This window comes from Streptomyces sp. NBC_00820, assembly GCF_036347055.1.
Taxonomy (GTDB): Bacteria; Actinomycetota; Actinomycetes; order Streptomycetales; family Streptomycetaceae; genus Streptomyces.
Genome location: NZ_CP108882.1, coordinates 4,715,961 through 4,730,079, shown reverse-complemented (window position 1 = coordinate 4,730,079; position 14,119 = coordinate 4,715,961). Strand labels below are relative to the sequence as shown.

Here is a 14,119-nt window from a genome sequence, read left to right as displayed (position 1 = left end):
CTTTAAAGGCCCCTCAGTCCCATTCCAGGCCGCCGCGCCGCCATACGTACGCGTACGCGACGAAGACGGTGAGCACGAAGAGCAGCATCTCCACGAGCCCGAAGATCCCCAGGGCGTCGAAGGTGACGGCCCAGGGGTAGAGGAAGACGATCTCGATGTCGAAGACGATGAAGAGCATCGCCGTCAGGTAGTACTTGATGGGGAAGCGCCCGCCGCCGGCCGGCGTGGGGGTCGGCTCGATGCCGCACTCATAGGCATCGAGCTTGGCGCGGTTGTACCGCTTCGGACCGATCAGCGTGGCCATGACCACGGAGAAGATCGCAAAGCCTGCCCCGAGGGCTCCCAGTACGAGGATGGGCGCATAAGCGTTCACCGCTCCTCGCTCCTCTCAGTCGGCACTGACTGGTGGCGGACAGCAGGCTCACTTCCGCCTCACACGTCCCACGAGCCCCGCTGGTACCGACGAAGATCGAGAACATGTGAAGCAGGTCACAAGCCCAACTGCCTCGCATCCTATGCCCGCCGCTCTGTGATCTGCGACACGGGGTATTCCACAAGCTTTGTGATCTCCACCACCTGACGAAGGATCATGAAGTCGGATGATGGGTGATCTTCGTACGCGAAGCGTTCAGCTGATCACCAGAAGTGACATTTTCGCTCGTCGTCGCAGGCCGGAGGGGTCGTCTCAATATCAAGAGGGTTCCGCCGCATGCAAATTGGCGTCGGGGGCGGTGCCTTGATAGTGATCCGCGTTCACACATCGGAGGGAGGTCCGGGGCGGGATGTGGACGCGCGGGGGGAACGTGCACGCGTTCACGAAGTCGGCCCGCGCGGGACGCCGCCCTCCCGGTGGCCGTTCCGTGACCTCCGCCACACCGCCGAGGGTCGCCGGAAAGCCGGACTTGGCCATCCACTTCAACGGATGGTAGGCGCGGGGCAATTCGGACTTAATGATCAAAGACCGTGATCAAGGGCCCATTGAGGCCCGCCCGCTATGTCCGTTACGGCGTCAATAAAGAGCGACACGCCCGGGATTCCAGGGGCCCGTTGAACAATTGTGGCGCAGCACACGTTTCTTGTAGATATGAAGGAGCCCCTGATACCGGTTGTTCCCATGTCCCACACCGCTCACATACGCAGCCACCGGAAGCCCCGCCGCAGCGCGTCGACCATCGCGATGCGGGCCGGAGTTGCCGGTGGCGTCCTCAGCACCCTGGCAGTCGCCGGTGCAGCCGGGTCGGCGAACGCCGCCGAGCCGGTGACGCAGACCCTCGAACTGCCCACCCTGACGGCCGACGTGGCCACTCAGGTCGCCCAGTCCGCGGACGCCACGCAGCTGGCCGCCGCGAACTACGAGCTGCAGGCCGAGCGTGACGCGGCCGCCGCGAACGCCGCCAAGCAGGCCAAGGCAGACCTCGCGGAGGCGAAGCAGAAGGCCGCGGAGGCCAAGAAGAAGGCCCAGGAGGACGCCCGCAGGGAGGCCGCCGCGCGCGCCTCGCGCAGCGCGGAGCGCACGACGCTCTCCGCCTCGGCGGGCACCGGCATCGGCGGCTCGGTCTCCACCGGCTCGTCCACGGCCACCGGTTCGGCCGCCGCCGTCATCTCGTTCGTGAAGGCGCAGGTCGGCAAGGCCTACGTCTCCGGCGCCACCGGCCCCTCCGCCTACGACTGTTCCGGCCTGGTGCAGACGGCCTTCAAGCAGGTGGGTGTCACCCTGCCGCGCGTCTCCCAGGACCAGTCGACGGCCGGCACCCAGGTGTCGCTGAGCAACCTGCAGCCGGGCGACATCCTCTACTGGGGCAGCGCGGGCAGCGCGTACCACGTGGCGGTGTACGTCGGTGACGGCATGTTCGTCGGCGCCCAGAACCCCTCCACGGGCGTCGTGGAGAAGCCGCTGTCGTACGACCCGCCCACCGGGGCCGTGCGGGTGCTCTGAGCGCTCAGCACGCCGCACACGCGCGCACAGGGCCGCAGCTCCTTCGGGGCAGCGGCCCTTGCGGCGTTCCCGGCGTCTGCGGCGTTGCCCGCGTCTGTGGCGCTCCCGGCGTCTGCGACGTTCCCGGCGTGCCCCGCGGGCTCTGCTGACATGCTCGGCACGGGCCGTCGCCCGGCGGTCCGCCCACGAGCGAAGGAGACCGCGCGATGCCACGCGTGTTCGTCCAGGGAAGCCCCGTCGGCCACTATCCCCGCCACGCCCCCGAAGCCGGACGGGGCACGGTGCGCCGGATCACCGAGACCGGCGAGGAGGTCCTGCACAAGTCCTGCCGGGACGTCACGGAGTTCGGGCCCGACCTCGCCGCGCTCATCGACGACATGTTCCTCACCATGTACGTCGCCGAGGGAGCGGGACTGGCGGCGAATCAGGTCGGGATCGGCCTGAGGCTGTTCGTGTACGACTGCCCCGACGACGACGGGGTCCGGCATGTCGGGCACATCGTCAACCCGGTGCTCGATGCGCCGGTGCGCGGGCGCCGTCTGCTCGACGAGGACGAGGGGTGCCTGTCGGTGCCCGGTGCCGTGATGGCCGTCCCCCGCCCCGAGCGTGCCGTCGTACGCGGGCAGGACAGGAACGGCGACCCTCTCGTCATCGAGGGCACCGGGTACTTCGCCCGCTGCCTGGCCCACGAGACCGACCACACCCACGGGCACGTCTACCTGGACCGGCTCTCCCGCCGGGACAGGAAGGACGCCCTGCGGCAGATGACGGACCGGCGGGACGAGGTGTTCGCCCGCCGCGCCGCCAGGGCCGTCGAACTGGGCCGGCCCTAGCGAACCGGCCGCGGCCCGCCGGGGAGACGTCCCCGGCGGGCCGGCATTCACGCCTTGGGCGCCACCTTGGTCAGGCCGTTGATGATGCGGTCCATCGCGTCGCCGCCCGTCGGGTCGGTGAGGTTCGCGAGGAGCTTGAGGATGAACTTCATCAGCACCGGGTGGCTGAGACCGCGCTGGGCGCCGATCTGCATGATCTTCGGGTTGCCGATGAGCTTCACGAAGGCGCGGCCGAGGGTGTAGTAGCCGCCGTAGGTGTCCTTCAGGACGCGCGGGTAGCGCTGGAGGGCGATCTCGCGCTGGGCGGGCGTGGCCCGCGCGTGGGCCTGGACGATGACGTCGGCGGCGATCTGGCCGGACTCCATCGCGTAGGCGATGCCCTCGCCGTTGAAGGGGTTCACCAGGCCGCCGGCGTCGCCGACCAGCATCAGGCCCTTGGTGTAGTGCGGCTGGCGGTTGAAGGCCATGGGCAGGGCGGCGCCGCGGATCGGTCCGGTCATGTTCTCCGGGGTGTAGCCCCAGTCCTCCGGCATGGAGGCGCACCAGGCCTTGAGGACCTCGCGCCAGTCCAGCTCCCGGAACGCGGACGAGGAGTTGAGGATGCCCAGGCCCACGTTGGAGGTGCCGTCGCCCATGCCGAAGATCCAGCCGTAGCCGGGCAGCAGCCGGTCCTGGGCGCCGCGGCGGTCCCACAGCTCCAGCCAGGACTCCAGGTAGTCGTCCTCGTGGCGGGGCGAGGTGAAGTACGTGCGCACCGCGACGCCCATCGGGCGGTCCTCGCGGCGGTGCAGGCCCATCGCGAGGGACAGGCGGGTGGAGTTGCCGTCGGCGGCGACGACGAGCGGCGCGTGGAAGGTGACCTCGCGCTTTTCCTCGCCGAGCTTGGCCGTCACGCCGGTGATGCGGCCGGTGCGGTCGTCGACGACGGGGCCGGTGACGTTGCACAGCTCGTGCAGCCGCGCTCCCGCCTTCTGGGCGTTGCGGGCGAGCTGCTCGTCGAAGTCGTCGCGCCTCCGGACGAGGCCGTAGTCCGGGAAGGAGGCGAGTTCGGGCCAGTCGAGCTGGAGGCGGGTGCCGCCGGCGATGATGCGCAGGCCCTTGTTGCGCAGCCAGCCGGCCTCTTCGGAGATGTCGATGCCCATGGCCACGAGCTGCTTGACCGCGCGCGGGGTGAGGCCGTCGCCGCAGACCTTCTCCCGAGGGAACTCGGTCTTCTCCAGCAGGAGGACGTCGAGTCCGGCCTTGGCGAGGTGGTACGCGGTGGCGGAGCCGGCCGGCCCCGCGCCCACGACGATCACATCGGCGGTGTTGTCGGAGAGGGGCTCGGTCACGGCGGGTTCTCCCCAAGGTTCAAAATCTGCGTGCCGACGGGCACTGGACATGGGCAGTCTATTCAGCAGAATTGATCACCCGGCTGAAGGGCTGCCCCGTGAACCGAACTCACCCCGCAGTACGGCTTCGTGTGCCCACCGACGAGGACGCGTTCACCTGGCACCGGGTCTTCGCCGATCCCGAGGTGATGAAGTTCCACGGAGGCAGGGCCGCCGAGCTCTCCGTCTACGAGGAACTCACCGCGCGCCAGCGCCGGCACGACGCCGAGCGAGGTTTCTGCCTGTGGTCGGTCCTGGACGACGACGGTGACGTCGTCGGCTTCACCGGCGCCCAGCCGTGGCCGCACGCGTGGGGTCCGGCGGGCGAGATCGAGATCGGCTGGCGGCTCGGCCGGGCGCACTGGGGCCGCGGGTACGCGTCGGCCGCCGCCGGGGAGACCCTCGAACGGCTGCGGGAGGCGGGCGTGTCGCACGTGGTGGCGATGGTGGACGCGCGCAACGAGCGCTCCATCGCGGTCACCCGGCGCCTGGGCATGCGGCTGGCGGAGACGTTCGTGACGCCCGCCTCGGCGCGGCAGGGGCACTGCTACCGACTCGATCTGTGACTCGGAGTAACCAACTGTTACAGAAAGCCATATGACACTTCCGGGTGGCACGTGGCGGAGTTACCCTTCCAGTACCGCTGGGGGTGACATCTGTGCGCATACCACCCAAAACACCCGAAGCTCGCGTTCCCCGTTTCGTCGGCCTGATGGCCGTGGACGCGCGCGAAACGGCCCGGGCGCGAGGCCTGTTCCTCAACGCGCCGGACCGCCCGGACTTCCCGCACACGGTCGTCGACTACGTCGTACGCCAGTTCCCGCAGGCCGGTGCCGAGGTGCCGCCGGACTCCATGGTGTACGTGTGGTTCGACTTCGGTGAGGGCGAGGGCGGCGGGGGCGTGCGCGAGCCGCGCGTCCCGAGGCCGCCGACAGGCGGACTCCAGCGCGAACTGGGCGCGCCCGGGGACGCCTTCGAGATGACCGGCCGCTGAGCCCGCGGCGGGCGCTCAGCTGTCCTTGAAGCCCCGGTGCAGCGCGACGATCCCACCGGAGAGGTTGCGCCACGCCACCTTCGACCAGCCCGCCTTGCGCAGCCGATCGGCGAGCGCGGGCTGGTCGGGCCAGGCGCGGATGGACTCGGCGAGGTAGACGTAGGCGTCCGGGTTGGAGGACACCGCGCGCGCGACCGGCGGCAGGGCGCGCATCAGGTACTCGGTGTAGACGGTCCGGAAGGGCGCCCAGGTCGGGTGCGAGAACTCGCAGATCACCACGCGTCCGCCGGGCCGGGTCACCCGGTACAGCTCGCGCAGGGCGGCGTCGGTGTCCTGCACGTTGCGCAGGCCGAAGGAGATCGTGACAGCGTCGAAGGTGTCGTCCTTGAACGGCAGCTTCGTCGCGTCGCCGGCCGTGATCGGCAGCCAGGGGTGCTTCTTCTTGCCGACCTGGAGCATCCCGAGGGAGAAGTCGCACGGGACGACGTACGCGCCCGTCTGCGCGAACGGCAGCGAGGAGGTCGCCGTGCCGGCCGCGAGGTCCAGGACCTTCTGCGCGGGGCGCGCGTCGACCGCCTTCGCCACCTCTCTGCGCCAGCGCCGGTCCTGGCCGAGCGACAGCACGTCGTTCGTCAGGTCGTACCGTTCCGCCACGTCGTCGAACATCGAGGCGACTTCGTGCGGCTGCTTGTTCAGGGAGGCGCGGGTCACCCGCCCATTCTTGCAGCCGCCACGATCCGGCGGCGGGTGCCCCCGGGCGTCGTGTCCGGGGAGCTCCGGCGCTTCCCACGTCTCCGCCCGCCCAAACGGCCAAAACCCCGGAAAACGCCACACTTTCGGGTAATTGGCGATGCTCTGTTTGATTGTGATCCTTTCTTGCACGAAACATCTCAGGAAGGGATTCCATGAGCAAGTTCCTGTCCGTCGCGGCTGCCGCCGCGGCCACCGCCGCCGTCCTCCTGCCCGGCGACGCGGTGGCCTCGCCCTCGGCCCCGTCGTCGGCCTCGTCGTCGGCCGTGGCGGGCTGCGCGATCGACCACTTCTGTCTCTACGAGAACGCCGACGGCAGCGGCCTCCACGGCAGTTACACGCAGGGGACGGACGATGTGAAGCGGCAGAACATCCCCGCCGTGCGTTCGGCCCGGAACCGCACGAACGAGTACTGGTGCGTGTGGAGCGGGGACGAGTACATGGGCACCAAGGTGATCGTCCAGCCCAACGACGGGCTCAAGAACCTCGGCGGCGCCTTCCGCTCCGCCCTGCCGTCGAGCGCGCTCCGCTGCTGAGGCGGACCCGTCGCACGTGGTGGGGCAGGCGCCGCCGCACCACGCGGGCGTCCCGGGACGGCCGCTAGGTCCTGTCGGTCTAGGGGGTGTCGTTTGGATCAGGTCGGTTCAGGCCGCGGCGTCCGGTGCGGTGCCTCGCAAGGCGGAGGATCTGCCGCGTACTGGACGTACTCGGCTGATCCGACAACGCGGCGAGGTGCCGTGCCGGGCGTCGCGGACCCGAGCTGATCCAAACGACACCCCCTAGCGCCGGCGGTGCACCAGCCGGCCGTCGACGACGGTCGCGACGCACGTGCCGCCCCCGCGCGCCAGGAGGGCGGCCTCGTCCGGCACGTCGAACACGGCGAAGGTCGCGGCCGTGCCCTCGTGCGGCACCAGCGGCATGAGGATCGCCTCGGCGAGGGAGGAGCACCCGGCCAGCGGGTCGAGGTCCGGCGGACCCGAAGGCTCTGCGAACCGTTCCTCCATCGACAGCCCGGCCCGGCGCACGGCGTCCACCACGGCGGCCCGCCACAGGTCGCCGGCGACCGCGACGGTCCCGTGCGCCAGCATCCGCTGCACCCCGCGCCGGGCGCTCGCGCCCCACCGTGTGTCGGTCATGCCGAGAGAGGCGAGGGCGGCCTCGCCGGTGATCGGCTCGCCGCCCAGTTCCCCGGCCTCGCGCGGGTCGGGATGGTAGGCCCGCTCCAGCAGTTCGGGGCCGTACGCGTTGAGCAGGCCGGGCCCGATGAGCCCCGGCCAGCGGCGGACCCGTGCGGACGGGTAAGCGGCCGCCAGCTCCTCGTACGGGCCGGCGGACGCGATCTCGCGCCCGCTGACGAGGATCGCGCCCCCGGGCACCGGCGACCTGCGCGGGTCACCGGTGACGAGCAGGTCGGCGGTGTGAATCGTCAGCACGGCGAACTCGGCCGGACGGCGATCAGTTGGACGTCAGGAGCTTCAGCTCGGGGTGGGCGGTGCCACCCTCGATGGCCGTGGAGGAGATGTGGGAGACCACGCGGTCGTCGACCGGGTCGTTCGCCGGGTCGTCGTGCACGACCAGGTGCTCGTACGTCGTGGCGCGCTGCGCCGGGGTACGGCCCGCCTTGCGGATCAGGTCGATGATCTCCAGGCGGTTGGAGCGGTGCTTGGCACCGGCCGAGGAGACCACGTTCTCCTCCAGCATGATCGAGCCGAGGTCGTCCGCGCCGTAGTGCAGCGACAGCTGGCCGACCTCCTTGCCCGTGGTCAGCCAGGAGCCCTGGATGTGCTGGACGTTGTCGAGGAACAGGCGGGCGATGGCGATCATCCGCAGGTACTCGAACAGGGTCGCGTGGGTGCGGCCCTTCAGGTGGTTGTTCTCGGGCTGGTAGGTGTACGGGATGAAGGCGCGGAAGCCGCCCGTACGGTCCTGCACGTCACGGATCATGCGCAGGTGCTCGATGCGCTCGGCGTTGGTCTCGCCGGTGCCCATCAGCATGGTCGAGGTGGACTCCACGCCCAGCTTGTGCGCGGTCTCCATGATCTCCAGCCAGCGCTCGCCGCTCTCCTTGAGCGGGGCGATGGCCTTGCGCGGCCGCTCGGGCAGCAGCTCGGCGCCGGCTCCGGCGAAGGAGTCGAGACCGGCCTCGTGGATCCGGGTGATGGCCTCCTCGACCGACACACCGGAGATCCGGGCCATGTGCTCGACCTCGGACGCGCCCAGCGAGTGGATCACCAGCTGCGGGAAGGCGTCCTTGATGGCCTTGAAGTGCGTCTCGTAGTACTCGACGCCGTAGTCCGGGTGGTGGCCGCCCTGGAACATGATCTGGGTGCCGCCCAGCTCGACGGTCTCCGCGCAGCGGCGCAGGATGTCGTCGAGGTCCCGGGTCCAGCCCTTCTTCGTGTCCTTGGGGGCCGCGTAGAACGCACAGAACTTGCACGCCGTGACACACACGTTCGTGTAGTTGATGTTGCGCTCGATGATGTACGTCGCGATGTGCTCGATGCCCGCGTACTTGCGGCGGCGTACGGCGTCGGCGGCGGCGCCCAGCGCGTGCAGCGGAGCGTCGCGGTAGAGGACGAGCGCCTCTTCGGGCGTGATGCGTCCGCCCGCGGCGGCCCGGTCGAGCGCGGCTGTGACATCAACGGAAGCGAGGTCGGCCTTCTCGGTCACCGGGCGTCCCTTTCGTCAAGGTTGTGGACGGACTCGGCCAGCCTACGCCAGCCCTCGCGGTCAACCGACCTCAGGCCGTGAACGCCCCGACCAGCAGCCCCGCGAAGGCACCCGCGAGGAGGAACGGCCCGAACGGGATCGCCGACTTGCGGTCGGCCCGCCGGGTGACGACCAGCGCGCCGCCGTAGAGCGCCCCGGACAGGAACCCGGCGAACGTCCCGAGCAGCACCGTCGGCCAGCCGTACCAGCCGAGGACGGCGCCCATGCCGAGCGCCAGCTTCACATCGCCGAATCCCATGCCGGCCGGGTTGATGAGGAACAGCGTCAGGTAGCCGCCGCCGAGCGCCAGGGCGCCGTACAGCGCGGTGAGCCAGTGTCCGGCGTGTTCCGGGAGCACGGCGGCCAGAGCGAGCAGCCCGAGCGCGGCGGACGCGAGCGGCAGGGTCAACGGGTCCGGCAGCCGCCGCACCCGCACGTCCACGACCCCCAGCAGCACCCCGGCCGGCGCGAGCACCAGCCAGACGGCCAACTCGGGCCGGACACCGGTGGCGAGGGCGAGGACGGCACAGGTGAGCGCGGTCGCGGCGGCGAGCAGGAGGGCGGAGGGGGCGTACGACGCTACGGCCTCCCCGGCGTACGACGTCCCGGCCTCCCCAGCCTCCCCGGCGTCCGCCACGCCTGACGCGCCTGGCTCGCCCGACGCGCAGGAGCGGCACGGCACCCGGCCGAGCCACCCCCGCAGCCGGTGGCCCCCGGGGCAGTGCGAACGCCACGGCTCCTCGTCCGGGACGGCGAAGCGGTGGGCGGCGCGGGGCAGCAGCGCGCCCGCGGCCGCGCCCCACAACGCGGCGCCGGTGACCAGTGACAGGTCCACGAGGTCGGCCATCGCGCTACCGCTCCCTGGACAGGCGCGCCACCGGGTTCCCCTCGGCCGCGCTGTCCGCCGTGTACGTCAGATCGTCGCCGGCCGGGGTCAGTTCCACCGGGTGCGGAGCGGGGTCGCAGCCCGCGTGGTTGCCCTCGGCCCCGGTGGACGTGGCGACGATCCGTGTCTTCGTGACCTTCTTCAGCGTGAGTACGTCGGTGCAGACCGCGCCGATCTGGTCGGTCTGCCGCAGCCGCCCCAACTCCTCCCCCACGGCCGCCTGATGAACGGTGAGCCGGAAGGTGCCCATGGGCAGGGTGCCGCCGAGTCCGGTGGCCCGGCCTTCCCAGGTGCCGAGGTAACGGGACGGGACGGCGTCGGCCGCGCCGCCGGGAGGGCTGGGCACCGAGGCGCTCGGGGAGGAGGAACCGGAGCCGGACGCGGAGGAGTCGGAGGGGTAGGAGGGGTCGGTCGAGGCGGAGGGTGCGGCCGATCCGGCCGAGTGGGGCGTGGTCGGCGCGCCGCCCGCCGTGTCGGCGCCGCCGCCACCGGTCCAGAGCCGCAACAGAGTCCCGCCCCCCACCGCCACACCGGCCAGCACTCCCGCGACGGCCAGCGCCACGGTGCAGCTCACCCGCCGTCCGCGCCCGCTCTCCCCCGGCCCGGAGGCCGCCGCGACGCTGACGGTGACCTTGCCGGGAGCCGGCACCGCGGCCCGCTGCCCGGGCACGACGGTGGACGCCCCGGGCGGGACACCGGCCGCATCCGTCGCGGCCCCAGCCGCGATCCCCGCGGTGGTCGCCCCCGCGGTGTCCCCCGCCGGGGCCTGCCCCGCCGCCCCCGTGGCGGTCATCCGCGGAGCGGGCCCGAACCGCCCGGTGTCCGGCGACGGCGAAGGCGCCGGAGCAGGGGCCGGGGCAGGGCCAGGCGCAGGAGCCGGTGCCCAAGGCGCGGACACCGAAGGGCTGCTGAATCCCACCGGCCCCGACGGCGCCTCCCCCTGAACCTCCAGGTTGAGGAGCTGTACGGCGCCGCGGCTGACCTGTTCGACCAGCGGGCCCGGGAGCCAGCCGGCCGTGATCAGGCGGGCGGCGCCCTCGGGGGCGAGCCGTCGGGCGAGGTCGGCGGGGGCCGGCCGTTCGGCGGGGTCCTTGGCCAGGCAGGCGGCAGCCACCTCGCGCAACTCGCCGCCGAGGGAACCGAGTTCCGGCTCCTCGTGCACCACCTTGTAGAGCAGCGCGGCCGAGGAGTCACCGGGGAAGGGCGGTTGCCCCATCGCCGCGTACGCCAGGACGGCGCCGAGGGAGAAGACGTCGGCCGCGCCGGTGGCCGCCTGGCCGAGGATCTGCTCGGGGGACATGTAGCCGGGCGAGCCGACGGAGACGCCGGTCGAGGTCAGGGACGCGGTGCCGTCCGTGGCGCGCGCGATGCCGAAGTCGATCAGCAGCGGGCCGTCGAGGGTCAGCAGGATGTTGGAGGGCTTCACGTCCCGGTGGACGAGGCCCAGTTCGTGGACCGTCGTCAGCGCCTCGGCGAGGCCCGCGCCCAGGGCCCGTACCGTGTGCGCGGGCAGCGGGCCGCCGTCCGCGACGGCCGCGGCGAGGGAGGGACCGGCCGCGTAGCCGGTGGCGACCCAGGGCACGGCGGCCTCCGGGTCCGCGTCCAGGACCGGCGCGGTCCAGGCACCGCCGACCCGGCGCGCGGCCTCCACCTCGCGCCGGAATCGGGCACGGAACTGCTCGTCCGGCGCGAAGTGCGGGTGCACGATCTTCACGGCGACCGTACGGCCGCCGGCGCTGCGGCCCAGGTAGACCCGGCCCATGCCGCCGGAGCCGAGCCGGCCGAGCAGCCGGTAGGGCCCGACGGTGGCCGGTTCATCGGCTCCGAGCGGCTGCATGGCGTCCACCTCTCCCCCGGTCCCCCGGTACGCCTCACCGACCGCAGCCTAGGGCCTTTCTTCCGGATCAGGCCGGCTCCGGTCTGCGGCGCCTTCTGGCCGACCCGAGCGGGGTCTGGTGCGTGCAGCTGCAAGGCGGAGGAGGGAGTCGACGCGGCGCGATGGGGGTCCCTCCCTGCTCGAGCGAAGCCGAGAGCTTGGGGGAGAGTGACGACAACGCCGCTGGGGGTACCCCCTGCTCGCAGAGCTTGGGGGAGTGCGTGCCAGACCCCGCGACCCCGGCAAGATCCGGAAGACAGGCCCTAGTGATTACGGCCGGAGCAGATCCACCTTCACGTCGGCCGGGAAGCCGGTCGTCGGCCCCACGCGCTTCGCGAACTCCGTGACCGCCGCCAGTTGGGGGGCGCCGAAGCTGAAGTCGAGGGTGGTGAAGTACTGCTCCAGGATCGTCTCGTCGAAGGCCTCCCAGCGGGCGGCCTGTTCGGCGACCTTGGTGACCTCCTCCAGGGAGAGGTTGCGGGAGGCGAGGAAGGCCTCGTGGACCTGGCGGGTGATCTCCGGCTCGCGCTCCAGGTAGTCGCGCCGCGCCGCCCAGACCGCGAAGACGAACGGCAGCCCGGTCCACTCCTTCCACAGCGCGCCGAGATCGTGCACCTCGAGGCCGTAGCGGGGTCCGTCGATGAGGTTGGCGCGCAGGGCCGCGTCTCCGATGAGTACGGCGGCGTCCGCCTCCTGCATCATCAGGCTCAGGTCGGGCGGGCAGCTGTAGTAGTCGGGCCGTACGCCGTAGCGCTCGGCCAGCAGAAGTTGGGCGAGGCGGACCGAGGTGCGCGAGGTCGAACCGAGGGCGACGCGGGCGCCGTCCAGCTGGTCGAGGGGGACCTGGGAGACGATCACGCAGGACATCACGGGGCCGTCGCAGCCGACGGCGATGTCCGGGAAGGCGACGAGGTCGTCGGCGTTGCGCAGGAACTCGACGAGGGTGATGGGCCCGATGTCGAGGTCGCCGCGCACGAGCTTCTCGCTGAGCTTCTCCGGAGTGTCCTTGGTCAGCTCGAAGTCGAGGAGCGTGCCGGTTCTCGCGAGCCCCCAGTACAGGGGCAGGCAGTTCAGGAACTGGATGTGGCCGACGCGCGGCCGGGTGCGAGAATTGTCCACATCGCGAGACTAGACCCCTTGCAGTACGGCACGTGGGCCGACCCCGCCGTCAACACACCCGTCCGGCGCTTCAAACATACGGGTGAAGTGATCTTGACCTCTATTGCTTTCCGGTGCCTGCATGCTAGGCTCGCCGCAAGTTGCAGTTTGGTTTCCCTTGCAGTACAGAGCCTGCGGAGCATGTGACCGCGGGCTCTCGTCGTTTTCAGACGAATGCAATTGTGCAGCACCGTTTCGCACGTGCAGGTTCTGGAGCAGGGCAAACCCTTTTGAGCCCAAGGAGGGCTTATGGCTACCGGAACCGTGAAGTGGTTCAACGCCGAAAAGGGCTTTGGCTTCATCGCCCAGGAGGGCGGCGGCCCCGACGTCTTCGTTCACTACTCCGCGATCAACGCCAGCGGCTTCCGCTCCCTCGAGGAGAACCAGGCCGTGAGCTTCGACGTGACGCAGGGCCCGAAGGGTCCGCAGGCGGAGAACGTCACCCCCGTCTGATCACTACCTGATCGCAGAACCTGAGAGCAGTACCCAAGGAGCCCCGAGCCTTCCGGCAACGGGGCTCCTGCCTTTTCCCGCGACCCCCCGGATGAATTCCCGGGGAATTCTCCGCGACGCGCAGGGCCGCCCTCTCCCCGGAACCGCCCCTCCGCTCACCCGCTCGCGTTCCCTCGCCCGGCCCATCCCCCGCCTCTACATCACCTCCACACGATCTCTACGCGTGGCGTATGAAGATCGCTAAGGCGGTCGCGCGAATCCCGCGCCGCCGACTCCGGAATGCGGGACTCCGGCCCGGCCGATACGCGCCACACGCCGACACCCGCCACACCGGGCCACCGCACCACGGGCGACACCCGCCGACGGTCGACCCTAGGCCGGTGCTCGGCCGGTGCTCGGCCGGTGCTCGGCCGGTCCTCGGCCGGTGCTGTCAGTCCGGCCCGCTACGGTCCCTCCCCATGACCGACTTCCTCGCCGCCACCCGCGCCTTCTACGACACCGTCGCCGACGACTACGCCGACCACTTCCGCGGCTACCTCGCGAACAGGCCCCTCGAACGCGGCCTGCTCGCCGCGTACGCCGAACTGGTGGGCCGCGGCGGGACGGTCGCCGACCTGGGCTGCGGGGCCGGATGGACCACCACGCTCTTCGCCTCCCTCGGTCTCGACGTCTTCGGGCTCGACCTCTCCGCGTCCATGCTGGCCATAGCCCGTCGCGAGCATCCGGAACTGCGCTTCGAGCAGGGCTCCATGCTGGAACTCGACCTGCCGGACGGGAAGCTGGCCGGCGTCGTCGCCTGGTACTCCACCATCCACACCCCCGACGACCGGCTCCCCGCGCTGTTCGCCGAGCTCCACCGCGTGACGGCCCCCGGCGGGCATCTGCTCCTCGCCTTCCAGACCGGCGAGGAGCCCCGTCACCTCGACCGCCCGTGGGGTCACCCGGTGGCCCTCGACTTCCACCGCCGCAGCCCCGAGCGGATGGCGGAGCTGCTGACGGACGCCGGCTTCACGCTCGTCTCCCGCACCGTGCGCGAACGCGACGAGCAGGCAGACGAATCGGCCCCGCAGGCCTTCCTGATCGCACGGAAGGCCGCCGCGACAGACGCGTGAGCGGCCCTGGCCGGGGAGGGAGGGAGAAAGGAGGGAGGAGGG

The 14,119-nt window shown here is 71.2% G+C and carries 15 protein-coding genes; 7 read left to right on the top strand and 8 right to left on the bottom strand.

What is annotated here, in order from left to right:
* Positions 1-13 precede the first annotated feature (13 nt).
* Complete coding sequence (locus OIB37_RS21420; RefSeq protein ID WP_053654533.1) at positions 14-373, bottom strand: NADH-quinone oxidoreductase subunit A; 360 nt, start codon at positions 371-373, stop codon at positions 14-16.
* A 741-nt stretch (positions 374-1,114) separates the two neighbouring features.
* Here OIB37_RS21420 and OIB37_RS21415 point away from each other — a divergent pair.
* Positions 1,115-1,936 (top strand): C40 family peptidase, encoded by an 822-nt coding sequence (locus OIB37_RS21415; protein ID WP_330459220.1) that lies wholly within the window; start codon positions 1,115-1,117, stop codon positions 1,934-1,936.
* Between the two features lie 206 nt (positions 1,937-2,142).
* A complete protein-coding gene (gene def / locus OIB37_RS21410; protein ID WP_330459219.1) occupies positions 2,143-2,769 on the top strand; it encodes a peptide deformylase in 627 nt (208 codons plus the stop codon).
* A 47-nt stretch (positions 2,770-2,816) separates the two neighbouring features.
* Here def and OIB37_RS21405 read toward each other — a convergent pair whose 3' ends face one another.
* A complete protein-coding gene (locus OIB37_RS21405) occupies positions 2,817-4,151 on the bottom strand; it encodes a geranylgeranyl reductase family protein (RefSeq protein ID WP_330459218.1) in 1,335 nt (444 codons plus the stop codon).
* Positions 4,152-4,198: 47 nt separating this feature from the next.
* On the opposite strand from OIB37_RS21405, the gene OIB37_RS21400 reads away from it, so the two are divergent.
* Positions 4,199-4,705, top strand: coding sequence for a GNAT family N-acetyltransferase (locus OIB37_RS21400; protein WP_330459217.1), 507 nt, complete (start codon positions 4,199-4,201; stop codon positions 4,703-4,705).
* A gap of 92 nt (positions 4,706-4,797) precedes the next feature.
* Positions 4,798-5,133 (top strand): PASTA domain-containing protein, encoded by a 336-nt coding sequence (locus OIB37_RS21395; RefSeq protein WP_330459216.1) that lies wholly within the window; start codon positions 4,798-4,800, stop codon positions 5,131-5,133.
* Between the two features lie 15 nt (positions 5,134-5,148).
* Here the strand turns inward: OIB37_RS21395 and OIB37_RS21390 are convergent, their stop codons facing one another.
* On the bottom strand, positions 5,149-5,844 hold the full coding sequence (locus tag OIB37_RS21390; RefSeq protein ID WP_330459215.1) for a demethylmenaquinone methyltransferase: 696 nt from the start codon (positions 5,842-5,844) through the stop codon (positions 5,149-5,151).
* Positions 5,845-6,038: 194 nt separating this feature from the next.
* On the opposite strand from OIB37_RS21390, the gene OIB37_RS21385 reads away from it, so the two are divergent.
* On the top strand, positions 6,039-6,419 hold the full coding sequence (locus tag OIB37_RS21385; protein WP_330459214.1) for a peptidase inhibitor family I36 protein: 381 nt from the start codon (positions 6,039-6,041) through the stop codon (positions 6,417-6,419).
* 243 nt (positions 6,420-6,662) lie between these two features.
* Here OIB37_RS21385 and OIB37_RS21380 read toward each other — a convergent pair whose 3' ends face one another.
* The 5 genes from OIB37_RS21380 to OIB37_RS21360 form a co-directional block, all read right to left on the bottom strand.
* The gene (locus OIB37_RS21380) at positions 6,663-7,316 is read right to left on the bottom strand and encodes an imidazolonepropionase-like domain-containing protein (RefSeq protein ID WP_330459213.1); all 654 of its coding nucleotides are present in this window, start codon (positions 7,314-7,316) and stop codon (positions 6,663-6,665) included.
* Positions 7,317-7,338: 22 nt separating this feature from the next.
* The gene (mqnC, locus tag OIB37_RS21375) at positions 7,339-8,553 is read right to left on the bottom strand and encodes a cyclic dehypoxanthinyl futalosine synthase (RefSeq protein ID WP_330459212.1); all 1,215 of its coding nucleotides are present in this window, start codon (positions 8,551-8,553) and stop codon (positions 7,339-7,341) included.
* A 70-nt stretch (positions 8,554-8,623) separates the two neighbouring features.
* A complete protein-coding gene (locus OIB37_RS21370; protein ID WP_330459211.1) occupies positions 8,624-9,439 on the bottom strand; it encodes a prepilin peptidase in 816 nt (271 codons plus the stop codon).
* A 4-nt stretch (positions 9,440-9,443) separates the two neighbouring features.
* Positions 9,444-11,315, bottom strand: a complete 1,872-nt coding sequence (locus OIB37_RS21365; RefSeq protein ID WP_330459210.1) for a serine/threonine-protein kinase — start codon at positions 11,313-11,315, stop codon at positions 9,444-9,446.
* 309 nt (positions 11,316-11,624) lie between these two features.
* A complete protein-coding gene (locus OIB37_RS21360; protein ID WP_330459209.1) occupies positions 11,625-12,473 on the bottom strand; it encodes a menaquinone biosynthetic enzyme MqnA/MqnD family protein in 849 nt (282 codons plus the stop codon).
* A gap of 288 nt (positions 12,474-12,761) precedes the next feature.
* Between OIB37_RS21360 and OIB37_RS21355 the strand changes: the two genes are divergently transcribed.
* Complete coding sequence (locus tag OIB37_RS21355) at positions 12,762-12,965, top strand: cold-shock protein (protein ID WP_003998944.1); 204 nt, start codon at positions 12,762-12,764, stop codon at positions 12,963-12,965.
* 458 nt (positions 12,966-13,423) lie between these two features.
* Positions 13,424-14,077, top strand: a complete 654-nt coding sequence (locus OIB37_RS21350) for a class I SAM-dependent DNA methyltransferase (RefSeq protein WP_330459208.1) — start codon at positions 13,424-13,426, stop codon at positions 14,075-14,077.
* The last annotated feature ends 42 nt before the right edge of the window (positions 14,078-14,119 follow it).